The 21783-nt window shown below is 70.7% G+C and carries 24 protein-coding genes; 4 read left to right on the plus strand and 20 right to left on the minus strand.

Features of this window, described 5'->3' with window-relative positions; all coding sequences use genetic code 11:
- Positions 1–7 precede the first annotated feature (7 nt).
- A complete protein-coding gene (locus IEZ13_RS04135; RefSeq protein WP_183216774.1) occupies positions 8–580 on the plus strand; it encodes a cob(I)yrinic acid a,c-diamide adenosyltransferase in 573 nt (190 codons plus the stop codon).
- A 281-nt stretch (positions 581–861) separates the two neighbouring features.
- On the opposite strand, the gene IEZ13_RS04140 is transcribed toward IEZ13_RS04135, so the two are convergent.
- From IEZ13_RS04140 to IEZ13_RS04205, 14 genes are all read right to left on the minus strand, one after another.
- Complete coding sequence (locus tag IEZ13_RS04140) at positions 862–1656, minus strand: PhzF family phenazine biosynthesis protein (protein ID WP_183216776.1); 795 nt, start codon at positions 1654–1656, stop codon at positions 862–864.
- Between the two features lie 38 nt (positions 1657–1694).
- Positions 1695–2162, minus strand: a complete 468-nt coding sequence (locus IEZ13_RS04145) for a DUF2550 domain-containing protein (protein WP_183216778.1) — start codon at positions 2160–2162, stop codon at positions 1695–1697.
- Positions 2163–2170: 8 nt separating this feature from the next.
- Positions 2171–2452: a F0F1 ATP synthase subunit epsilon gene (locus IEZ13_RS04150; RefSeq protein ID WP_183216780.1), complete on the minus strand. Its 282-nt coding sequence runs from the start codon at positions 2450–2452 to the stop codon at positions 2171–2173.
- An 81-nt stretch (positions 2453–2533) separates the two neighbouring features.
- Positions 2534–3589, minus strand: a complete 1056-nt coding sequence (locus IEZ13_RS04155; protein WP_183217231.1) for an LCP family protein — start codon at positions 3587–3589, stop codon at positions 2534–2536.
- Between the two features lie 233 nt (positions 3590–3822).
- On the minus strand, positions 3823–5265 hold the full coding sequence (atpD, locus tag IEZ13_RS04160) for a F0F1 ATP synthase subunit beta (protein WP_221244932.1): 1443 nt from the start codon (positions 5263–5265) through the stop codon (positions 3823–3825).
- Positions 5265–6194 (minus strand): F0F1 ATP synthase subunit gamma, encoded by a 930-nt coding sequence (locus IEZ13_RS04165; RefSeq protein WP_183216784.1) that lies wholly within the window; start codon positions 6192–6194, stop codon positions 5265–5267. The genes atpD and IEZ13_RS04165 overlap by 1 nt, the downstream gene beginning before the upstream one ends.
- A gap of 2 nt (positions 6195–6196) precedes the next feature.
- Complete coding sequence (atpA, locus tag IEZ13_RS04170; RefSeq protein ID WP_183216786.1) at positions 6197–7759, minus strand: F0F1 ATP synthase subunit alpha; 1563 nt, start codon at positions 7757–7759, stop codon at positions 6197–6199.
- Between the two features lie 75 nt (positions 7760–7834).
- The gene (locus IEZ13_RS04175) at positions 7835–8656 is read right to left on the minus strand and encodes a F0F1 ATP synthase subunit delta (RefSeq protein ID WP_183216788.1); all 822 of its coding nucleotides are present in this window, start codon (positions 8654–8656) and stop codon (positions 7835–7837) included.
- Positions 8656–9207 carry a F0F1 ATP synthase subunit B gene (locus tag IEZ13_RS04180; protein WP_183216790.1) on the minus strand — a complete coding sequence of 184 codons (552 nt, stop codon included), beginning with the start codon at positions 9205–9207 and terminating at the stop codon, positions 8656–8658. The genes IEZ13_RS04175 and IEZ13_RS04180 overlap by 1 nt, the downstream gene beginning before the upstream one ends.
- A gap of 25 nt (positions 9208–9232) precedes the next feature.
- Positions 9233–9469 carry an ATP synthase F0 subunit C gene (locus IEZ13_RS04185; protein WP_183216792.1) on the minus strand — a complete coding sequence of 79 codons (237 nt, stop codon included), beginning with the start codon at positions 9467–9469 and terminating at the stop codon, positions 9233–9235.
- 79 nt (positions 9470–9548) lie between these two features.
- The gene (gene atpB, locus IEZ13_RS04190) at positions 9549–10334 is read right to left on the minus strand and encodes a F0F1 ATP synthase subunit A (RefSeq protein WP_183217232.1); all 786 of its coding nucleotides are present in this window, start codon (positions 10332–10334) and stop codon (positions 9549–9551) included.
- A 15-nt stretch (positions 10335–10349) separates the two neighbouring features.
- A complete protein-coding gene (locus IEZ13_RS04195) occupies positions 10350–10586 on the minus strand; it encodes an AtpZ/AtpI family protein (protein ID WP_183216794.1) in 237 nt (78 codons plus the stop codon).
- 210 nt (positions 10587–10796) lie between these two features.
- Positions 10797–11213, minus strand: coding sequence for a hypothetical protein (locus IEZ13_RS04200; RefSeq protein WP_229794429.1), 417 nt, complete (start codon positions 11211–11213; stop codon positions 10797–10799).
- A gap of 148 nt (positions 11214–11361) precedes the next feature.
- Complete coding sequence (locus tag IEZ13_RS04205) at positions 11362–12672, minus strand: serine hydroxymethyltransferase (protein ID WP_183216798.1); 1311 nt, start codon at positions 12670–12672, stop codon at positions 11362–11364.
- 81 nt (positions 12673–12753) lie between these two features.
- Here IEZ13_RS04205 and IEZ13_RS04210 point away from each other — a divergent pair, with 81 nt between their 5' ends.
- On the plus strand, positions 12754–14205 hold the full coding sequence (locus IEZ13_RS04210) for an SDR family oxidoreductase (protein ID WP_183216800.1): 1452 nt from the start codon (positions 12754–12756) through the stop codon (positions 14203–14205).
- On the opposite strand, the gene IEZ13_RS04215 is transcribed toward IEZ13_RS04210, so the two are convergent.
- The 4 genes from IEZ13_RS04215 to prmC are packed head-to-tail and all read right to left on the minus strand — an operon-like array spanning position 14202 to position 17347.
- Entirely contained in the window at positions 14202–15176 is a 975-nt protein-coding gene (locus IEZ13_RS04215) for an L-threonylcarbamoyladenylate synthase (protein ID WP_183216802.1), read from the minus strand. The genes IEZ13_RS04210 and IEZ13_RS04215 overlap by 4 nt on opposite strands.
- Positions 15177–15192: 16 nt before the next feature.
- Positions 15193–15789, minus strand: coding sequence for an arsenate reductase/protein-tyrosine-phosphatase family protein (locus tag IEZ13_RS04220; RefSeq protein ID WP_183216804.1), 597 nt, complete (start codon positions 15787–15789; stop codon positions 15193–15195).
- Between the two features lies 1 nt (position 15790).
- Entirely contained in the window at positions 15791–16435 is a 645-nt protein-coding gene (locus IEZ13_RS04225; RefSeq protein ID WP_183217234.1) for an L-threonylcarbamoyladenylate synthase, read from the minus strand.
- Positions 16436–16459: 24 nt separating this feature from the next.
- Positions 16460–17347: a peptide chain release factor N(5)-glutamine methyltransferase gene (gene prmC, locus IEZ13_RS04230; protein ID WP_183216806.1), complete on the minus strand. Its 888-nt coding sequence runs from the start codon at positions 17345–17347 to the stop codon at positions 16460–16462.
- A gap of 67 nt (positions 17348–17414) precedes the next feature.
- Between prmC and IEZ13_RS04235 the strand changes: the two genes are divergently transcribed.
- Both IEZ13_RS04235 and IEZ13_RS04240 read left to right on the plus strand, forming a co-directional pair.
- On the plus strand, positions 17415–18911 hold the full coding sequence (locus IEZ13_RS04235) for a GGDEF domain-containing protein (protein ID WP_183216808.1): 1497 nt from the start codon (positions 17415–17417) through the stop codon (positions 18909–18911).
- Positions 18908–20254, plus strand: coding sequence for an outer membrane protein assembly factor BamB family protein (locus tag IEZ13_RS04240; RefSeq protein WP_183216810.1), 1347 nt, complete (start codon positions 18908–18910; stop codon positions 20252–20254). Before IEZ13_RS04235 ends, IEZ13_RS04240 begins: the two co-directional genes overlap by 4 nt.
- Here IEZ13_RS04240 and prfA read toward each other — a convergent pair.
- On the minus strand, positions 20238–21329 hold the full coding sequence (gene prfA / locus IEZ13_RS04245; protein WP_183216812.1) for a peptide chain release factor 1: 1092 nt from the start codon (positions 21327–21329) through the stop codon (positions 20238–20240). The genes IEZ13_RS04240 and prfA overlap by 17 nt on opposite strands.
- Positions 21330–21414: 85 nt before the next feature.
- Positions 21415–21639, minus strand: coding sequence for a 50S ribosomal protein L31 (rpmE, locus tag IEZ13_RS04250; protein WP_183217236.1), 225 nt, complete (start codon positions 21637–21639; stop codon positions 21415–21417).
- Between the last annotated feature and the right edge of the window lie 144 nt (positions 21640–21783).

Below are 21783 nucleotides of genomic sequence, written 5' to 3' on the forward strand. Positions count from 1 at the left end.
GGGGTCCATGGCTGTGCATCTCACCCGCATATACACCCGGACCGGCGACGCCGGGCAGACCCGGCTGGTCAACAACGAGCCGGCGCCGAAGACCGCGCCACGGATCGCCGCCTACGCGGACGCCGACGAGTGCAACGCCGCGGTCGGCGTGGCGCTTGCGCTCGGTGAGCTGCCCGAGGACGTCGTCGCGGTGCTGTCCGCCATCCAGAACGACCTCTTCGACCTGGGCGCCGACCTGGGCAACCCGGTGGCCGAGAACCCGCCGTACCCGCCACTGCGGATCACCGAGGCGTACGTGACCCGCCTGGAGAAGTGGTGCGACGAGTACAACGAGCGCCTCGCCCCGCTGGACAGTTTCATCCTCCCGGGCGGCACTCCGGGAGCGGCCCTGCTGCACGTCGCACGGACGGTGGCCCGCCGCGCCGAACGTACCGCCTGGGCCCTCTACGAGCAGGAGCCCGACCGCACCTCGGACCTGCCGCTGAAATACCTGAACCGCCTCTCCGACCTGCTCTTCATCCTCAGCCGGGTGGCAAACCCGTCCGGCGACGTCAAGTGGGTCCCCGGCGGCGGTGCCTGATGGCTCCGCTTCGCTCCGCGGCAAAACGCTGGGCCTGATGGCTCCGCTTCGCTCCGCGGCAAAACGCCTTGTAACCGGTGTCGAGGCAGGCGATTTCCCGCCGCAGCACACCCCGCTGCGTCGGCAAATCACCTGCCTCGACACCGGCGGCGTTTTGCGGGGGTGGCGAGTGTACCGCCGTTCAGCTCAGGTGGCCCTTTCGTGGCAAGGACGAGTCACGTGGGAGTTGATCTTTCCGGCTGGCTCTCAGCGTGTGTGGGCGCCCGTACCGGGAAAGGGTTTCAGGCTCTCAGGTCGCCTTCGAGTGTCGTCACCGCGCGGCCGCTCAGGAGGGTGCGGTCGCCGTGGAGGGCGACGCGGACCGTGCCGCCGCGTGGGGAGGCCTGGTAGCCGGTCAGCTCGGTGCGGCCGAGGCGGGCCGCCCAGAACGGCGCCAGGGCGGTGTGGGCGCTACCGGTGACCGGGTCCTCGTCGACGCCGACGGCCGGGGCGAAGAAGCGGGACACGAAGTCGTGGCCGGGATCGTCGGACGCGGCCGTGACGATGACGCCGCGGCGGCTCAGCCGGGTCACCGCGCGCAGGTCGGGGGTGACCGCCCGGACCGTCTTCTCGTCGGCGACCTCGACCAGCAGATCGTCCGTGGAACCCGTGTGGTGCACCGAGACGATCTCGGCGCCGAGGGCAGCGGCGAGCTCCGGGTCGATCGGGCGTTCCGCCAGCGGGGCGGTCGGGAAGTCGAGGGTGATCAGACCCTCCGGGGTTCGCACTGCGGTGAGGATGCCGCTGCGGGTCCGGTAACGGATCGGGGCGGCCGGGTCGATCACGTGGCTGATCGCCAGGGTGGCGTGCCCGCACAGGTCGACCTCGACGGTGGGGGTGAACCAGCGCAGCGCCCAATCGGCATCCGAGCCGGGCGGCAGCGGGTGCGCGAAGGCCGTCTCGGCGTGGTTCACCTCGGCGGCGACCTGGCGCATCCACTCGTCGGACGGGAAAGCGTCGCCGTCGAGGATCAGCACCCCGGCGGGCGCGCCGGTGAAGGGACGGTCGGTGAAGGCGTCGACGATTCGGATCCGCATGGATTCAAGCTATGCGATGGACCGGCCGCCGTGGGGGCTCAGCTCTCCATCGGGCGGGGGCCGAAGACCGTGCGGCCGCGGAGGCTGCCCGGGTCGCGGGGTGGGCCCGCCTCGAGCCAGGACAGGAAACCGGTCACCGTGGTCTCCGCCATGGCGATCTCGACCTCGCCCTCCGGTGTCCGGCAGCGCAGGACCACCCAGTGCCCCGGCATGGTGAGGCGCTCCGGGCCGGCCGGCGGGCGCCGCTCCTCCACCGTGAGGGCCCGCCGGTCGAGCACCCGCTTGGGGCGGATCGCCAGGCTGAACATGCGGTGGAACCGGAGCTCGTCGCCGAGGAACTGGCCGAGCCCGGGCGACCAGCCCCGGCCGAGCACCATCGTGTTGATGCGCACCTGCACACGAATGGTTCCGCCGCCGACCATGAGCAGGCGGCGGCGGAAGAAGATGGCGAAGAGGAGCGCGAACAGCGCGACGACGCAGATCCCGGAGGCTTCCAGAATCCGCATCGCCGGTGTCAGTGAGACTCGGGCGTGGCGGCCGTGGCGCTCTCGGCGAGCACCGTCACACCGTTGGCGTCGATGGAGAGGAAGCCACCGGCCACGTCGTAGGTCAGCTGCTCACCACCGGCGAGCTTGACCCGGACCTGGGAGGGCTCGGTCAGCAGGCCCAGCAACGGCGAGTGACCGGGGAGCACACCGATCTCGCCCTCGGTGGTGCGCGCGACGAGCATCTCGGCCTCGCCGGACCAGACCTTCTCCTCGACGGCGACGACCTCGACGTGCAGCTGGTTGGCCACGCTGTCTCCCTTTGACGCTGCGATTCCGTTCGGGTGAAGTCTAATCGGCGGCCGACGCCGATGTGGTACGGGGTGGGCAGGTCAACTCTCGGCGGCCACGTATTCCGGATGATCAAGGAGGAAGGCGCCGATCCGGTCCTCCTGAACCGCCTGGAAGAACTCCTCGCTGGACGGGTCCAGCTGCTCGCCGAGGTACTTCCCGTTGGAGTAGAGGCCACCACCGGGCAGCTTGATCAGCGTCATGTCGTCGGTGTCGATGCCCTGGAGGGCCAGACCCCAGTCGAGGACGCTGTTGCCGCCGCCGTCGAAGGTGAGCGAGTCACCGGCCGCGTCCAGCACCTTGAGCAGCTTGGTGGGGTCGGTCACCACCTCCCTGCTCATCGCCTGCTCGGCCATCGCCTTGATGAACTGCTGCTGGTGCCGCTGCCGGTCGTAGTCGCCGTTGGGCAGCCCGTACCGCTGGCGCACGTAGTCCAGCGCCTCCCACGCCTGGAGGTGGTAGGTGCCCTTCTCGTAGACCTTCCGCGGACCGGTGTACGGATGGTCGCAGCCCCCGTTACGGCAGGCCGCGGTCTTGGGCCGGGCCGTGCCGTCGGGCTGGAGGTGCTCGGACTCGACGGTCTGGTCGATCGTCATGGTGACGCCGCCCATGGCCTCGACGATCTTCTTGAAGCCGCCGAAGTTGATGATCGCGCCGGCGTCGAAGCCCCTGATTCCGGTGACGTCGCCGACCGTCTCGGCGAGCAACTGGAAGCCCTGCCCCACGTCGTGCCGGCCGTTGCCGGTGTCACTGCCGAACGACATCGCCGAATTGATCTTCGCGGTGGTGCCGTTGAAGCCGGTCTTGGAGAAGGCCGGGATCCGCACGTACAGGTCCCGGGGGATGGAGAAGAGGAACACCTGGTCCATCGTCTCCGGGATGTGCGCCACGATGATCGAGTCGGAGCGCGGGGCCTGCGAGTCGTCGCGCGGGTCGATGCCGGCGAGCAGGATGTCGAGCGGGCCCTCGATGTCGGCCGTCTTCCTGGTGGCGCCGGGCGCCGGGTCGCCGATCAGGGTGCCGGGCGCGTCGATGCCGTTGGTGTATCTGGCGATCAGGGCTTTGCCGGAGACCAGCACACCACCGCTCACGACCATCAGCATGCAGCCGGCCCCGGCACAGAGCCGGGCCCACCGCGGCGCACGCCGGCGCTGGAGAGACTTCGCCACAGGAATCCCAACTCTGCATCCCCGGCGTGGCCAGGAGATCAGCGAATGCGCGGCCCAGCATACCCGGGCGGCCTGATGACGGCCGGGATACGGGAATCCTCGGAAAGCGCGAAGGGCCGCGCCGGCGTATGCCGGCGCGGCCCCACAGCGTGCGGGCTGAATCAGCCCTTCATCAGCTCGTGCGCGTTCTTCTCGAGGTCCTCGAGGCCACCGCACATGAAGAAGGCCTGCTCCGGGTAGTTGTCGTACTCACCCTCGGCGATCTTCTTGAAGGCCTCGATGGTCTCCTTGAGCGGGACCGTCGAGCCGGGAACGCCGGTGAACTGCTCCGCCGCGTAGGTGTTCTGCGACAGGAACCGCTCGATACGACGGGCCCGGGCGACCGTGACCTTGTCCTCCTCGGAGAGCTCGTCCATACCGAGGATGGCGATGATGTCCTGGAGGTCCTTGTACTTCTGCAGGATCCGCTGCACCTCACGGGCGACCGTGTAGTGCTCGGCGCCCACGAACTCGGGCGCGAGGATCCGCGAGCTGGAGGCCAGCGGGTCCACGGCCGGGTAGATGCCCTTGTCGGAGATCGACCGCTCGAGGTTGGTGGTCGCGTCCAGGTGGGCGAACGTGGTGGCCGGCGCCGGGTCGGTGTAGTCGTCGGCGGGCACGTAGATCGCCTGGAGCGAGGTGATGGCCTTGCCCCGGACCGAGGTGATCCGCTCCTGGAGCTCGCCCATCTCGTCGGCCAGGGTGGGCTGGTAACCCACGGCCGACGGCATACGGCCGAGCAGGGTGGAGACCTCGGAGCCGGCCTGGGTGAACCGGAAGATGTTGTCGATGAAGAGCAGCACCTCCTGGTTCTGGACGTCCCGGAAGTACTCCGCCATGGTGAGGGCGGTCAGGGCGACCCGCAGACGGGTGCCCGGCGGCTCGTCCATCTGGCCGAAGACGAGGGCGGTCTTGTCGAGAACGCCACCCTCCTCCATCTCCAGGATGAGGTCGTTGCCCTCACGGGTGCGCTCGCCGACGCCGGCGAACACGGAGGTACCACCGAAGTTACGGGCAACGCGGATGATCATCTCCTGGATGAGCACCGTCTTGCCCACGCCGGCACCGCCGAACAGGCCGATCTTGCCACCACGCACGTACGGCGCGAGCAGGTCGAGCACCTTGATGCCGGTCTCCAGCATCTCGGTCTTCGGCTCGAGGTCCGCGAACGCCGGAGGCTTGCGGTGGATCGCCCAGCGCTCCTGGATGTCCAGCGTCGACGGGTCGACGTTGAGCACCTCGCCGAGGGCGTTGAACACGTGGCCCTTGGTCACGTCACCGACCGGCACCGAGATCGGCGCGCCGGTGTCGCTGACCTCGGCGCCCCGGATGAGGCCGTCGGTCGGCTGCATCGAGATGGCGCGGAGCAGGTTGTCACCCAGGTGCTGGGCGACCTCCATGGTCAGCTTCTTCGTGCCGCCGGAGAGGGTGACCTCCACGTGCAGCGCGTTGAAGATGGCCGGCATGGCGTCACGGGGAAACTCGACGTCGACGACCGGGCCGATGACCCGGACGACGCGGCCGACAGCGGTCTCCGCCTTGGTGGGCTCAGCTACAGCAGTCATCACACATCACTTCCCGCCGCGGCCAGCGCGTTGGCGCCGCCGACGATCTCACTGATTTCCTGGGTGATCGCAGCCTGCCGCGCGGAGTTCATCTCGCGCGTGTACCGCTTGAGGAGGTCGTCGGCGTTGTCCGACGCGCTCTTCATCGCCCGACGGCGCGAGGCCGACTCGCTGGCCGCCGAGTCCAGCAACGCCGCGTAGAGACGCGTGTTGAGGTACTTCGGCAGCAGCGCGTCGAGCAGCTCGTCCGCCTCCGGCTCGAACTCGTAGGCCGCCTTCAGCTCGGAGGACTTCTTCTCCTGCTTCTCGACCTGCACCGGCGCGAGAGGCTTCGCGTTGGCGCTCTGCGTCATCAGAGACTTGAACTCGGTGCTCACGATGTGCAGCTCGTCGACGCCCTCGATGTTCTCCGGGCCGAACGTGCCGTCCGCGTCGGAACCGGCCTCGAACGCCTCGATCAGGGCGTCACCGATGCGCTTGGCGTCGGCGAACGACGGGCGCTCCGAGAAACCGGTCCAGCTGGCGGCCACCGGCCGGTTGCGGAACCGGTAGAAACCCAAGCCCTTGCGGCCCACGATGTACACCGCGACCTCCTTACCCTCCGACTTCAGCTGAGCGATCAGCTGCTCGGCGGTGCGGATGGCGTTGGCGTTGTAGGCGCCGGCCAGGCCCCGGTCACTGGTGATCAGCAGGACACCCGCCCGCTGGACACGCTCACGCGCGACCAGCAGGGGGTTGTCGACCGACGCGTTGGTCGCCAGGGCGCCCAGGACCTTGGTGATCGCCTCCGCGTACGGCCGGGAGGCGTTCACCCGCTCCTGCGCCTTGGCGATCCGGCTGGTGGCGACCAGCTCCTGCGCCTTGGCGATCTTCTTGGTCGACTTGACGGTTCGGATACGCCGCCGCAGCGCCTGTACCTGACCGGCCATGCCTAGCTACCGCTCTCGGTGGAGCCGCCCCGGAACACCTTCTTGAACTCGACCACGCCGGCCTTCAGGCTCTCGACGTTGTCGTCGCTCAGCAGGTTCGTCGACTCGATCGCGGTGTAGACGTCACTGTTGTGCTGCTTGAACCACTGCAGGAACTCCTGCTCGAAGCGGCGCACGTCATCGACCGGGATGTCGTCGAGCTGCCCGGTGGTGCCGGACCAGATCGAGATGACCTGGTCGACCGTCGAGTACGGCGAGTACTGCGGCTGCTTGAGCAGCTCGACCAGGCGGACGCCCTTCTCGAGCTGAGCACGCGAGGCGCGGTCCAGGTCGGAGGCGAAGGCCGAGAAGGCCTCCAGCTCACGGAACTGGGCCAGGTCGAGACGCAGACGGCCGGAGACCGAGCGCATCGCCTTGACCTGCGCGGAACCACCGACGCGGGAGACCGAGGTGCCGACGTTGATGGCCGGGCGCACACCCGAGGCGAACAGGTCCGTCTCGAGGAAGATCTGGCCGTCGGTGATCGAGATGACGTTGGTCGGGATGAAGGCCGAGATGTCGTTGGCCTTGGTCTCGATGATCGGCAGACCGGTCATCGAGCCGCCACCCAGCTCGTCGGAGAGCTTGGCGCAACGCTCCAGCAGGCGGGAGTGCAGGTAGAAGACGTCACCCGGGTACGCCTCGCGGCCCGGCGGGCGGCGCAGCAGCAGCGACACCGCGCGGTACGCCTCGGCCTGCTTCGTCAGGTCGTCGAAGACGATCAGGACGTGCTTGCCGTTGTACATCCAGTGCTGTCCGATGGACGAGCCGGTGTACGGGGCGATGTACTTGAAGCCGGCCGGGTCGGACGCAGGCGCGGCGACGATGGTCGTGTACTCCAGCGCGCCCTGCGCCTCCAGGGTGCCCCGGATGCTGGCGACGGTGGTGGCCTTCTGGCCGATCGCCACGTAGATGCAGCGGACCTGCTTGTCCGGGTCGCCGGAGTCCCAGTTCGCCTTCTGGTTGATGATCGTGTCGATCGCGACCGTGGTCTTACCGGTCTTGCGGTCGCCGATGATCAGCTGGCGCTGGCCACGGCCGATCGGCGTCATGGCGTCGATCGCCTTGATGCCGGTCTGCAGCGGCTGCTTCACCGGCTGACGGGCCATCACGTTCGGCGCCTGGAGCTCGAGCTCGCGGAAGCCTTCGTTCGCGATCTCACCGAGGCCGTCGATCGGCTTGCCCAGGGCGTCGACCACGCGGCCCAGGAAGGCGTCGCCGACCGGGACGGAGAGGACCCGGCCGGTGCGCTTGACCGGCTGGCCCTCCTCGATGTTGGCGTAGTCGCCCAGGATCACGGCGCCGATCTCGCGGACGTCGAGGTTCGCCGCGACACCCAGGGTGCCGTCGGCGAACTCGAGCAGCTCGTTCGCCATCGTCGAGGGGAGGCCCTCGACGTGCGCGATGCCGTCACCCGCGTCGGAGACGATGCCGACCTCTTCACGGGTGAGGTCGGTCGTAGCGGACGAGACGTAGCGCTCTAGCGCCCCCCGGATCTCGTCCGAGGAGATGGTCAGCTCGGCCATCCTCTGCCTTCTCTGTCTAGCTCGGGACGTCACCGCCGCCGAGGGGGCTTCTCGATGGGAATCGAGGGGAAACGACTATTTAGCGAACGCCTGCTTGGCCTGGTTCAGCTTGCGCAGGACCGTGCCGTCGTAAAGGTCGGAACCGACCCGGACGCTGACACCACCGAGAACCGACGGGTCCACATCCACCTTCAGCGAGACCTCACGGCCGTAGAGGGCGGACAGCTTCCCGGCCAGGGACTGCTCGTCGGCGTCGGTGAGCGGCTTGGCAACCGTCACGTACGCCACCTCGTGGTCCCGCTTCGTAGCGGTCACCTCGACGAGCCGGGTCAGCGAGGCCTGGAAGCCACGACCACCGAAGCCGGTCAGCGCCACCTCGACGAGGCGGCCGGTGACGCCGTGCGCCTTGCCCTCGAGCAAGTCCCGCACCAGCTTAACCCGCGGCTCGACCGGCGCACTGGCGTCACTGAGTGTGACGGCCAGCTGGGAATCGCCGGACACGATCTGGCCGAACCGGAACAGCTCGTCCTCGATGTCGGCCAGCTTGCCCTCGCGGTCCGCCGAGGCGAGCAGGGCGTCCACGCCCAGCCGCTCGGCGGCGTCGAGGAGCTCGGCCGGACGGGAGAAGCGGCCGGCCACCAGGGCAGCCACCGCATTCACCGTCGTCTCCGAGACCTTGCCGGAGAGCAGCGACCGCAGCAGGCCGGCACGGTCGGAACCGGGCCGGGACGGGTCGGTCAGCGCCCGGCGCAGCCGGGGCTGGGCCCGCAGCAGGGCGGCCACCGACAGGATCTCGTCGGCGACCGTCGCCAGCTGCGGGGCCGTGGCCGCCGCCGTGTTCGCAGCGAGCTGGTCCGACGCCTCGCCGTAGGCCTCGCGGCTTACGCTCGACGCCATCAGCGCTGTCCCGCCGTGTCGAGGTCGGCGATGAACCGCTCGACGGTGCCACGGGTGCGCGCCTCGTCGGCGAGAGCCTCACCGACGATCTTGCTGGCCAGGTCGACCGCGAGCGTGCCGACCTCGGACCGGAGCTCCCGGACGATGGCCTCGCGCTGGGCGGCGAGCTGCTCGTTGCCGGCCGCGATGATGCGGTCCGACTCCTCGCGAGCCTTGGCCAGCACGTCCTGCCGGATGCCCTCGGCGTCGGCCCGGGCCTCGTCGCGGATGCGAGCGGCCTCGGTACGCGCCTCGGAAAGCTGCGCCTTGTACTGCTCGAGCAGCTGGTTGGCCTCGGCCTGCGCGGTCTCGGCACGCTTGATGCCGCCCTCGATCGCGTCGACGCGAGCCTGGAACGTCTTCTCCATCAGCGGGAAGACGAACTTCATCAGCACGAAGCAGAGCACCGCGAAGGCAACCGTGCCGACCACGATCTCTTCCCAGATGGGAACGATCGGGTTGTGCTCGGCGGCACCCTCTTCCGGGGCCACGGCCAGGTAAAGGTTGATCATGGGAACCTCCTAGTCGAGGTTGAGATCAGAGTCCGGTGCCCTGCCAGATGAAGCCGAACGCGATGCCCAGCAGCGCGAGCGCCTCGATGACGGCGAAGCCGATCCAGACGAACGGCAGGGTCAGGCGGGACGACTCCGGCTGGCGAGCGGTGGACTGGATGTAGGCCGAGAAGACCAGACCGACACCGATGCCGGGGCCGATGGCGGCGAGGCCGTAACCGATGGCGGCGGTGCTGCCGGTAAGGCTGGCCAGAATCTCCATTACCAATTCCTCCTGGTATCTCGCGTGTCTGTCACGCGGGACGACAAACGGGGTACTACTTGAAGATCAGATGCTGCTCTCAGTGCTCGTCGGCGAGCGAACCCTGCACGTAGCTCGCGGTCAGCACCGTGAAGACGTAGGCCTGCAGGCAGATCACCATGAACTCGAGGAAGGTGATCGCGATGGTCAGCGCCCAGGAGAGGACCGAGATCGGCGCCAGCCAGGCGTTTGCGTTGATCATGGCAAAGCCGCCGAGCGTGAACACCAGCAGCAGCATGTGACCCGCAAACATGTTGGCGAAGAGACGAACCGCCAGCGAGAAGGGCCGCACGAGGAAGTTCGAGAAGATCTCGATCGGGATCAGCAGCGGCAGGATGCCGATCGGAGCGTTCGGCTTGACCGCGTGCACGAAGTACGCGATGCCGTGCTTCTTGATGCCGACCCAGATGAACATGACATAGCTGATCACCGCGAGGACCGCCGGGAAGGCGATGTGCGACATCGGCGAGATCTGCACCAGTGGCAGGATGCCGAAGAAGTTGTTGACCAGGATGAACATGAAGAGCGTCGTCAGGTACGGCGCGAAGCGCACACCCTGCGGGCCGATCATGTCAACCGCGATGTTGTTCCGCACGAAGCCGTAGATGCTCTCGGCGAGCCACTGCCTCTTGGTCGGCACCAACTGCGGCTTCCGGTACGACGCCAGGAAGAAGATGATGATCGCCGCGGCCGCCACCCAGACCAGCACCGTGATCTTGGTGAACCAGTAGGCGTCGTGGGCGCCCCACGGCAGGATGCTGGGCAGGTAGAAGTCCTCGACATCGGGCGGGAATGCCGCCGCGAGGACCGTCGACTGACCGATCACCATGGCCCTTTCCTGTCAGGCGCCGAGACGGCGCACGATGAGGTACACAGCGCCGGCGACCCCGAGAACGGCGCCGATTCCGGCGAAGATGCCCGTGGTTCCAACGAAGTGGTCGACAAGCCAGCCGATCCCACCCCACGCCAAAATCCCGGCGATGAGATACGACAGTGCGGTCATGCCCGCGCCTGAGTCAGGAGGCGGGTTCGAACCGTCGTCGCCGCGGGATTCGGGGGAAGGTTTCTGGCCGGTCATGACGGCCCGAACGATATCAGCAGGAAACACGAAGCTAAGCGGGACCCCCCGCACAACCACGGTTGTCCAGGCGTCAGGAGTCTCGCAACTGACTGGACACGGTACTCCTGTCGCGCCAAATCGGAACACGGCACGAACGGCCCGGTCACCGGATCGTGGCGGGCTGCCCGGTTTTCACCTCACTGACCAGGGCAGACGTGGTGCCCTAGATCACTTTTGGACGACTCGGCGATGCACCCACCAGGCCTGCACGCCGGTCCAGACCACCACGGCGGCGACGATCCCCCAGCCAAGCGCGGTCCATCCCGGCCACTTGATGTGCACACCGAACGCCAGGATGACCCCCAACAAGGAATATTTCACCACATAAGTGAGCATCCCGAGGGGCATCAGCAAGGCCGGCCGTACCGTGTCCGCCCAGGCGATGACCAGGGTGGACATCGTGTAACTGACCGTCACGATGAGCACGCCGGCCGCCGCCCCCAGCGCGGAATCCGGCCCGCCGGTGAGGAAACCGGCCGAAGCGGCACACAGAAGCATCGCCATCGAGACCGCGGAAAGCAGCGGCAGGTGTTCGGTCCGCCAACCCGGGTTCGCTGGGGCGGCCGGACGTTCCTCGGTCGGCACCTGACTCACCATGACTCCCTCCGGACCATTGCAGCGCGCAACGCTATCACCGCGCCCGGATCACCCCGGCCGACACATCTACCACCGGTTATCGCTCGTTAAGGCGCGATTTCCGGAACCCTCACCCGGAATTCGATCCCTGTCCGATTCAACGTGCCAGCGCGGAGTCGACCGTCAATTCAGTGTCGAGCGGATAGGGCGGAAAACCGCGGACGATCTCGCTCACCGCGGCGGCCGTCTCACGTATCACCGCCGCGCCCGCCTCGGTGTCCGTGCCGTTGCGCACCACTCGGCCGATCAGACCGGCGATCTGCCGCATCTCGCCCTCCCGCATCCCCTGCGAGGTGACACTCGGCGTCCCGACGCGGACACCGGAAGCCACGGCGGGACGCTCCGGGTCGTACGGAACCGCGTTCTTGTTGAGCGCGATGCCCGCACGGGCGCACCGCGCCTCGGCCTCTCGGCCGGTCACGCCCAGATCGCGCAGGTCCAGCACGGCCAGGTGGTTGTCGGTGCCGCCGGTGACCGGGCGCATCCCCTCGGCGGCGAGCCCGGCGCACAGGGCCCGCGCGTTGCGGACGGTCTGGTTCGCGTACCCCCGGAAGGCGGGCGTGCCCGCCTCGCGGAAGGCGACCGCCTTGGCCGCCACGGCGTGCATCATCGGGCCGCCCTGCGCGAACGGGAAGACCGCCTTGTCGATCCGCTGGGCCAGCTCGGCCCGGCACAGGATCATGCCGCCGCGGGGACCGCGCAGCGCCTTGTGGGTGGTGCCGGTGACCACGTCGGCGAACGGCACCGGCGAGGGCACCGCCCGCCCGGCCACCAGGCCGATGAAGTGCGCCGCGTCGACCATCAGGTACGCGCCCACCTGGTCGGCGATCTCCCGGAACCGGGCGAAGTCGATCAGGCGGGGGTAGCTGGTGGCGCCGCAGATGATGAGCTTGGGCCGGTGCGCGAGGGCCAGGTCGCGGACCTCGTCGTAGTCGATCTCCTCGGTCTCCGGCGTCACCCGGTACGCGATCGGGTGGAACCACTTGCCGGAGAAGCTGGCCTTGCTGCCGTGGGTGAGATGCCCACCGTGCGGCAGGCCCATGGCCAGGACCACGTCGCCCGGCTCGGCCAGCGCCGCGTAGGCCGCCAGGTTCGCCGACGTCCCGGAGTGCGGCTGGACGTTGACGTGTTCGGCCACGAACAGGTCGAGAGCCCGCTCCACGGCGAGCCGCTCGGCCCGGTCCACCTGCCCGCAGCCGCCGTAGTAGCGCTGCCCGGGGTAGCCCTCGGCGTACTTGTTGGCGAGCGTGGAGCCGAGTGCCGCGAGCACCGCCGGTGAGGTGAAGCTCTCGCTCGCGATCAGCTGGAGTGTGTCCCGCTGGCGGGTCACCTCGTCGACGAGCACGTCGGCGATCTCCGGATCCTCGCGTTCCAGCGCCGCGAAGTCCGGCCCCCAGAAGGTGCCCACCCTGGCCTCCCGAGCTCGAGGAGCCTGCCGGTTCCGAGCATATTGCTTCGGAGGGTCACTTCGTGGGCACACTGTGCAGTCATGTTGTGCTTGGTCACCGGAGCCACCGGCTACATCGGCGGGCGGCTCGCGCCCCGCCTGCTCGACGCGGGGTACGACGTCCGCTGTCTCGCCCGCGGCGCCGGCCGCCTACGCGACGTCCCGTGGGCCGGCCGTGTGCGGGTCGCCGAGGCGGACCTGTCCGACCCGGACACCCTGCCGGCCGCGTTCGAGGGCGTCGACGTGGCCTACTTCCTGGTCCACTCGCTCGGGCGGCGGGACTTCGAGCGGCTCGACCGGGAGGCGGCCGCCAACTTCGCTGCGGCGGCGCGCGCGGCGGGCGTACGCCGGATCGTCTATCTCGGCGGCCCGGAGCCGCCCGCACATGAGCGACCCTCCGCCCACCTGCGCTCCCGGGCCGAGGTGGCCCGCATCCTGCTGGACAGCGGGGTGCCGACCGCGGTGCTGCGGGCGCCGGTGATCATCGGCTCCGGGTCGGCGTCCTTCGAGATGCTGCGCCATCTCACCGAACGGCTTCCGGCGATGGTCACGCCCCGGTGGGTGAGCAACCGGATCCAGCCCATCGCGGTACGGGACGTGCTGCGCTACCTGATCGGCGCGGCGGCCCTCCCGCCGGAGGTCAGCCGCGCCTTCGACATCGGCGGCGCCGACGTGCTCACCTACGCCGAGATGATGCAGCGGTACGCCCGGGTGGCCGGGCTCCCCCGCCGGATCATCCTGCCCACCCGGGTGCTCAGCCCGTGGCTGTCCGCCCACTGGGTCGGCCTGATCACGCCGGTCCCGAACGCCATCGCCCGCCCGCTGGTGGCCAGTCTCGTCCACGAGGCGGTGGCCCACGAGAACGACCTGGCCACGCTGCTGCCGGGCCCCGAGCCGATGGGCTTCGACGAGGCGGTGCGCCGGGCCCTCGGCAAGATCCGCGACGCCGACGTGGAGACCCGCTGGTCCAGCGCCGCCGGCCGGGACGCCGCCGCCGAGCCGCTGCCCACCGACCCGGAGTGGTCCGGCGGCACCGTCTACGTCGACGAACGGTCCCGCCCGGTGAACGCGCCACCCGACCGGCTGTGGCGGGTCATCGAGGGCGTCGGCGGCGAGAACGGCTGGTACTCGTTCCCGCTGGCCTGGTCGGTGCGCGGCTGGCTGGACCGGCTGGCCGGCGGCGTCGGGCTGCGGCGCGGCCGGCGCGACCGGCACCGGCTCCGGGTCGGCGAGGCCCTGGACTGGTGGCGGGTCGAGGAGATCGAACCCGGCTCGCTGCTGCGGCTGCGCGCCGAGATGCGGGTGCCGGGGCGGGCCTGGCTGGAGATGCGGGTGTGCCGCGGCGAGGACGGCCGGAGCGTCTACCGGCAGCGGGCCGTCTTCCTGCCGCGCGGGCTGGCCGGGCACCTCTACTGGGCGTCGGTGCTGCCCTTCCACGGCATCGTCTTCAACGGCATGGCCCGCAACATCACTCGGACCGCGGAGACACGCTAGGCCGCGGCGCGGGACAACCGATCGCGTACGGCCAGCCAGTCCTCGGTGTGCGGTGGCTCCTGGATCAGGATCGTCGCGAATCCCGCGTCGTCCAGGCGGTGCAGGGCGGCGTACAGGTCGGCGGCGTACTCCCGCGGGTCGGCGGAGAGCACCTCGGTGCCGTCGCTCCCCTCGTACACCAGGGTGGCGATCGGCTCGGCCAGGCCGGACCGGTCCACGTCCCGGACGGCCTCGCACAGGATGGCCCGGGCGCGCGGCGCGTAGTGCCGCCGGCTCATGCCCGGCGAGGGACGTTCCGCGCCGTCCACGGTCTCCGACTCCGGCAACGTGATCGCTCCGGCGGCATCCCGCAGGACCCGCAGGCCGAGGGCGCCCGGCCGCAGCAGTCGCGGCACGTCACCGGTCACGTCCAGGACCGTCGACTCGATGCCCCACGAGCAGGTCCCGCCGTCGAGGACCAGCGGAACGTCCGGAAGGCTCCGGATCACGTGCTCGGCGGTGGTCGGCGAGATGCCCTCGGAGCGGTTCGCGCTGGGGGCGGCCAGCGGAAGCCCGGACGCCCTCAGCAGGTCGAGGGCGATCGGGTGAGCGGGCACCCGGACGGCGACCGTGTCGTTGGCGGCGCCGATCCCGGGCAGATGCCGGGCCCGACGCAGGACCAGGGTCAACGGTCCGGGCCAGAACCTCGCCGCGAGATCGCCGGCGAGGGCCGGCCACTCGTCGGTCAGTTCACGGGCCGCGGCCACATCGGGCACGTGCACGATCAGCGGGTTCCAGGTGGGACGGTTCTTCAGCCGGTAGATCTCGGCGACCGCCTTCTCGGAGAAGGCGTTGGCGCCGAGTCCGTAGACGGTCTCCGTGGGGAACGCGACGACGGAGTCGGTGCGCAAGATCTCCGCGGCCCGGGCCAGCCCTTCGGCATCGGGCCGGACGATGCGGCTCGCGGCGGAGTCGATCACGGCAATGGGCATCGAGGATCGGCTCCGGTCAGGGCAGCAGCAGCGCGGCGAGCGGCATCGTGGTGTCCTCGATCTCGTCGGCCACCCGCTGGAAGGTCTGGTCGCCACGGCCCCACGGGTCGTCCAGGTCGTCGGCGGCCTGCGGCGCGTCCGGTCCGCGCAGCGTGGCCGCCTGCTCGACGATCGCGACACCGCGGGCGTGCACCGCCTCCGGCTTCGCCTCGGCCGGCGGCAGCCCGGCGGCGTTGACCGCGCCCAGCAGGCGACCGAACTCGCCCAGTACGAAGGTGCGGTCGGCCGCCTCGGGACGCAGCGCCACCACGTAGTCGTACTGGTCGGCGGTGGCCGTGAGGATCAGGTCGGCGTCGTCGATGAAGTCGCCGCGCAGCTTGCGGGCCAGGAAGTCCTCGTCGGTGCCGCGGCGGGCGCGGACCAGCCGGGCGGCCGGCGGGTTCATCTCCTCACCCTCGTGCCAGCCGCCGGTGCCGGCGCTCACGCTGCGGATCAGCGTGTCGCCGTCGGCGTCGCCGGCCCGGTCCCGGACCGCCCGGGCGAGCAGGCGCTCGGCCATCGGGGAACGGCAGATGTTGCCCATGCAGACGTGCAGAACGGTGAACGGAGGCAAATCAGGCCTGCCCATCGATGATGTCCGGAACCACGTCACGAAGCTTCTCGAGCGGGATGGCGCCGGCCCGCAGCACCCGGGGCAGGTCTCCGGTGACGTCGACGATCGTGCTCGGCGCCGGGTCGGCGGCCGGGCCGGCCTCCAGGTAGACGCGAACCGTGTACTCCAGCTGGTCGCGGGCCTCCTCGGCGGTCAGCGGCGCGGGCGAGCCGATCTTGTTGCCCGCGGTGACCGCCATCGGGCCGACCTCGCGCAGCACCTCCAGCGCCACCGGGTGCAGCGGCATCCGCACCGCCACCTGGCCGCCGGTGTCGCCGAGATCCCAGGTCAGGCTGGGCGAGTGCGCCACGATGATGGTGAGCGCGCCGGGCCAGAACGCGTCGGCCAGCTCCCGGGCCGCGCGGGGCAGCGAATACACCAGCCCGTCCAGGGTGTGCCGCGAGCCGACCAGCACCGGCGGAGGCACCCGGCGGTCCGAGCCGCGGGCGTGGTGCAGCTGGTTGACGGCGTGCGGGGTGAACGCGTCGGCGCCCACGCCGTAGACCGTGTCGGTGGGGATCACCACGAGCTCGCCACTCTTGGCCGCCTCGACCGCGGCGGCGATGCCACGGTCCCGGTCCGTGACGGTGGAGCAGTCGTAGAGCATCACGGGATGCAGTCTGCCATGCGGCTAGCCGGTCTCCCACCGGCGGCGTGCGGTCGCGTAGCGGGGACGCTCGGTGAGATCGTCGTGCGCGGCCACCTCGGTGAAACGGCCGTCGGCGCGCAGCAGCGCGGGCACCGCCTCCCCGTGCACGTCGTCGTGCTCGATCCCGACCGAGCCACCCGGCTTGAGCAGGGCCGCGGCCAGCTCGATCACCGGCCGGATCACGGTCAGCCCGTCGCCGCCGCCGAAGACCGCCTCGGCCGGGTCGTGACCGGCGACCTCCGGCGGGACCGGGGTGCCGTCCGGCACGTACGGCGGGTTGCACAGCAGCACGTCCACCGCACCGTGCAGTTCGGACAGCAGCCCCGGGTCGGTGACGTCCCCGGCCACCACCTCGATCACCGGGTGGGCGGCGGTGTTGCGGCGCAGCCAGGTCAGCGCGGCCGGTGAGCGTTCCACGGCGATCACCCGGCCGGCCTTCGTCTCGTCGGCGATCGACACCGCGATCGCGCCGCTGCCGCTGCACAGGTCGACCACGACGGCGCCCGGGTCGGTCCGGGCCACCCCCCAGCCGGCCAGCAGCTCGGTCTCCGGCCGCGGCACGAAGACGCCGTCCCCGACCGCCAGCTCCACGTACCGGAACGCGGCCGTGCCGAGCAGATGCTGCAACGGGATCCGGCGGGCCCGCCGCGCGACCAGCTCCCGGAACCGGTCCACCTCCGCGGCCCGGATCGAGTCGATCAGCAGCAGGCGCCCGCGCGGCACCCCCAGCACGTGCGCGACCAGCAGCTCCGCGTCGACCCGTGGGGAGGAGACCCCGGCCGCCGCGAGGTCGGCGGCGGCCGCGGTCAGGACCGGCGCCAGACGGGTCCGATCCGTGCCTTCACGGGGGTGTTCGTGTCGCGGTGTCACGGCATAATCATGGGACGTCGCGCACGCGGGGTAGCGGGCGACCCGCCGAGGCCGTGGGAGGCGCCTGGTGAGTTGGTTGGACCAGCTCGCGGAACACGTCGAGGACCTGCGCCGCGCAGGACACCTGCAACAGAACGGGCAGTCCGCGCAGGCGCTGCCGATCCTCGACGCGGTGCTCTCCTCCGCCTCCGACCCGACCACCCGGGCGTACGCGCTGGTCCAGCGTTTCGGCGCGCTGATCAACCTGGGCCGGGTGGCCGAGCTGGCGGTCGCGATGGCCGCCGTCGCCGAGGCGGTCCGCGAGGTGCCCGACCCCTATCTGCGCGGCCAGATGCACGCCTTCGCGGCCCTCGGCGCCCACCTCCAGAGCAACCTGGACCGCGGCGTCACCCACCTGGTGCAGGCGTCGCGGGCGCTGGCCGCCGTCCCGGAACGCGACTCGGAGACCGCCTGGGGCTGGCACGATCTCGCCATGGCGTACTCGTACCTGGGCTTCCACGGCCAGGCGCTGATCGCCATCGAGCAGGCCCGGGAGGTCGGAGCGGCGGCCGGCCTGGCCTCCGAGGTGTTCGCGGCCCCCGGCATCCGGCTGCGCAACGCCGTAGCGCTGGACCATCAGGGCGACACCGACGGCTGCCTGCGGGTGCTGCGCGACATCGACGCCGAGCTGTCCCGCTACGTCGCCACCGACCAGCTGCGCCCGGGCAGCCGGGCGGTCTACGGCTACGCGCTGGCCCGCCGCGCCGCCCTGGGCGAGCCGACCGGCGCCGACGCCGCCCGCTGGCTGACCGGCGGCGGCGACAGCGTCCGGACCCGGGACCTGCGACATCTCGGGGCGGTCTGCCTGACCATCGCGGGCGGCCGGCCGGAGCGGGCGCTGTCGATGCTCCGGGCGGTGCCGGTCTCGGCCGAGGTGCTGGGCGCGCCCGAGCCGGCCCGGCTGCGCAGCATCTGCCACGCCAGCGCCGGCGACCACGCCGCCGCGCACGCCGCCGACCGGTACGCGTTCCGCCTCGCCGCCCAGCGCATCGACCAGCTCCGCGACGGCTATCTGGACGGTGTCGCCGCCCGGCTGGACGCCCAGGAGACCCACCGCGACCCCGGCCGGTACGGCGACGAGACCCTCACCGACCCGCTCACCGGGCTGCCCAACCGCCGCCAGCTGGAGCGGTATGTCGACACCCTGCTGTCCCGCGGCGAACGGGCCGCGGTCGGTGTCTGTGACGTGGTCGGGTTCACCTCGGTCAACATGCGGCACGGCCGGCACTGCGGTGACCTGGTCCTCCAGCGGATCGCCGGGGTGCTGCACCGGGTGATGCGCCGCGGTGACTTCGTGGCCCGCTTCGCCGGTGACGAGTTCGTGCTGGTCCTGCCGGGAGCCGGCCCGCACCAGGCGGCCGAGGTGTCCCGCCGGATCGGCGCGGCCGCGACCGCGGAGAACTGGCAGGCCCTGGTCCCGGGCACGCCGATCGGGCTGGCCTCGGGCTGGTCCGAGATCGGCTCCCACGGCCGTGGCCTGAGCGCCGCGCTGGCGGCCGCCGCGGCGAGCCGGAAGCCGACGTGACAGTGATCGAACTGGGCGACGTCAGCAGGATTCCGGCCGAGCCGCCGGACCCGGAGCCGGCGCCCGAGTTCCAGCGGGGCACGGTCCGCCGTCTCGTGCTGGTCGGCCTCACCCTGCTCTGTGCCGCGCTGCTGAGCGCCTCGGCGCCGCCCGGCCCGGCCGGGTTCCGCCGGCTGTGGTCGGTCCCGTTCGGCCAGGCGGACACCATGGCGATCCGCGGCGATCTCGCGTTCGTGCACCGCGCCCGCCCCGGCGGCGCCGAGCTCACGGCGTACGACGTGGCGACCGGCGAGGTCCGCTGGGCCCGGGTGACCGGCGGGCAGGTGAGCTGGCTGAGCGGCGGGCAGAACGAGGAGGTGCTGCTCATCCCCGGAAACGAGCAGACCGTCGAGGTGGAGTACGAGGACGGCAGCCGGGGAGTGGAGATCTACGGCGGCACGGTCACGGCCCTCGACCCGGCGACCGGCACACCGCTGTGGAAGCACCCCGGCTTCCAGGAGTGGGCCGACACCCGCGGCACGGTCCTGCTGTACGAGTACGACCGCGACGGCCTGGCCGCGGTGCGGGTGGTCCGGGCCCGGGACGGCGAGCTCCTCTGGGAACGCCGCCTGAAGGACGCCCAGTCCGCGATGCTCCAGGTCGACGGGTCGACCCCGGCGCACGTGGTGCTGGTCGCGGCGGACGGCGAGACCACCGTGCTGCGCTATGCCGACGGCGTCACCGTGGTGGGCCGCCGCCTGCCGTGGACGCCGCTGCGGCCGTCCACCGGCCGGGGCAGCTCGCTCTTCACGGCGACCGGTCTGGTCCTGGTCACCGAGAACCTGGCACAGCACCACGCCAAGGTCACCGCGTACCGGGTGGGCACCCTGGAGAGGCTCTGGGAGCGGGAGAGCGACGAGAACCCGTACGTGCAGGACTGCGGCCCGGTGCTCTGCCTCGTCGCCGGCACCGACATCATCGCCCTCGACCCGGCCACCGGCATCGAGCGCTGGCGCCGGCCCGGCCAGGTGAACGCCGGCGCCCTGCCCGGTGACCGCATGCTGATCAGCGACAACGGTGACAACGCCCAGCAGACGGTCCTGAGTTCGGTGGACGGCCGGGTGCTCGGCTCCGGCGGCCGCGGCGCCGTGGTCCACCACAACCGCGAGGACGGCAGCATGCTGCTCTCCCGGGCGCTGCCGCCGGACTACAACCGGGCCGTACTGCGCCGGCTCGACCTGGTCACCGGCCGGTCCGTGGTGCTCGGCATCATCCCGATCAGCCGGGACGGCTTCTGTGACGGCGACGGCCGCTACATCGGCTGCCGCGACGGGAACGACATCACGTTCACTGCCGTCGGCTGAGGTCCGGGTCCCCGGCCAGGCGGGCCGCCCGGTCGGAGGCGGCCAGCGCCTCCAGCACGCCGTCCAGCTCACCGCCGAGGACCAGGTCCAGGTTGTACGCCGTGTAGCCGATCCGGTGGTCGGTGATCCGGTTCTGCGGGAAGTTGTAGGTGCGCACCCGCTCGGACCGGTCGACCGTACGGACCTGGGCCTTGCGGGCGTCACCGGCCGCGGCGTCGGCCGCCTCCTGCGCCTGCGCCAGCAGCCGGGACCGCAGGATGCGCATCGCCGACTCCTTGTTCTGGAGCTGGCTCTTCTCGTTCTGGCAGCTCACCACGGTGCCGGTGGGAAGGTGCGTGATCCGGACGGCGGAGTCGGTGGTGTTGACCGACTGCCCACCCGGGCCGGACGACCGGTAGACGTCGATCCGCAGGTCACCGCTTTGGATGTCGATGTCGACCTCCTCGGCCTCGGGCAGCACCAGCACGCCGGCCGCCGAGGTGTGGATGCGGCCCTGCGACTCGGTGACCGGGACCCGCTGCACCCGGTGCACGCCGCCCTCCCACTTCATCCGGGACCAGACCCCGTGGCCGCCCTCCGGCACGCCCCGGGTCTTCACCGCCACCGAGATGTCCTTCACACCGCCGAGGTCCGACTCCTGCGAGTCGATCACCTCGACCACCCAGCCGCGGCGTTCCGCGTACCGGGTGTACATGCGCAGCAGATCGCCGGCGAACAGCGCCGACTCCTGGCCGCCCTCGCCCGCCTTGATCTCGATGATCACGTCCTTGGCGTCGCTCGGGTCGCGCGGGATCAGCATCTCGCCGAGCTTCTCCTCCAGCGCGGGCAGCGTGGCGGCGACCGCCTCGACCTCGGAGGCGAACGCCGGGTCCTCGGCGGCCAGCTCCTTCGCGGCGACCAGGTCGGCGCGTGCGGCCTCCAGCTCCTGGTGCGCGGCGTTCAGCGGGGCCAGCTCGGCGAACCGGCGGCCGACCCGCCGGACCAGCGCCTGGTCGGTGTGGATCGAGGGATCCTCCATGCGCCGCTCCAGGTCCGCGTACTCGGCGAGAAGCGTGCTCAAACGGTCGTTGCTCATCGAATCTCTCCAAGTCGTCAGGAAGAAGCGGACCACACGCGAACGGCGCCCGCCCCGGAAACCGGGACGGGCGCCGTTGAAGCAGTTACTTCTTCTTCGCGGCAGTGACCTTGGCGTACTTCGCCTGGAACTTCGCGACCCGGCCCGCGGTGTCGAGGACGCGCTGCTTGCCGGTGTAGAACGGGTGGCAGGCGCTGCAGGTCTCGACGCGGATCTCGCCGCCCTTGGCGGTGCTGCGGGTGGTGAAGGTGCTGCCGCAGGAGCAGACGACCTCGGTGGTCGAGTACTCGGGGTGGATGCCGCTCTTCATGTCTTCTCGGTCCCTCTCGATGATCGGGTCGCCGGGTCGCCCCACTGATGTGGTCAAGGCGTGAACCGGAACCCCTACTGGCCGATGTACCAGTCTGCCATGCCTCCCGTACCGGCCGGAAATCAGGAGGCGCAAGCGGATTCA

It is taken from the genome of Actinoplanes campanulatus (assembly GCF_014647795.1).
In the GTDB taxonomy this organism is placed as follows: domain Bacteria; phylum Actinomycetota; class Actinomycetes; order Mycobacteriales; family Micromonosporaceae; genus Actinoplanes; species Actinoplanes campanulatus.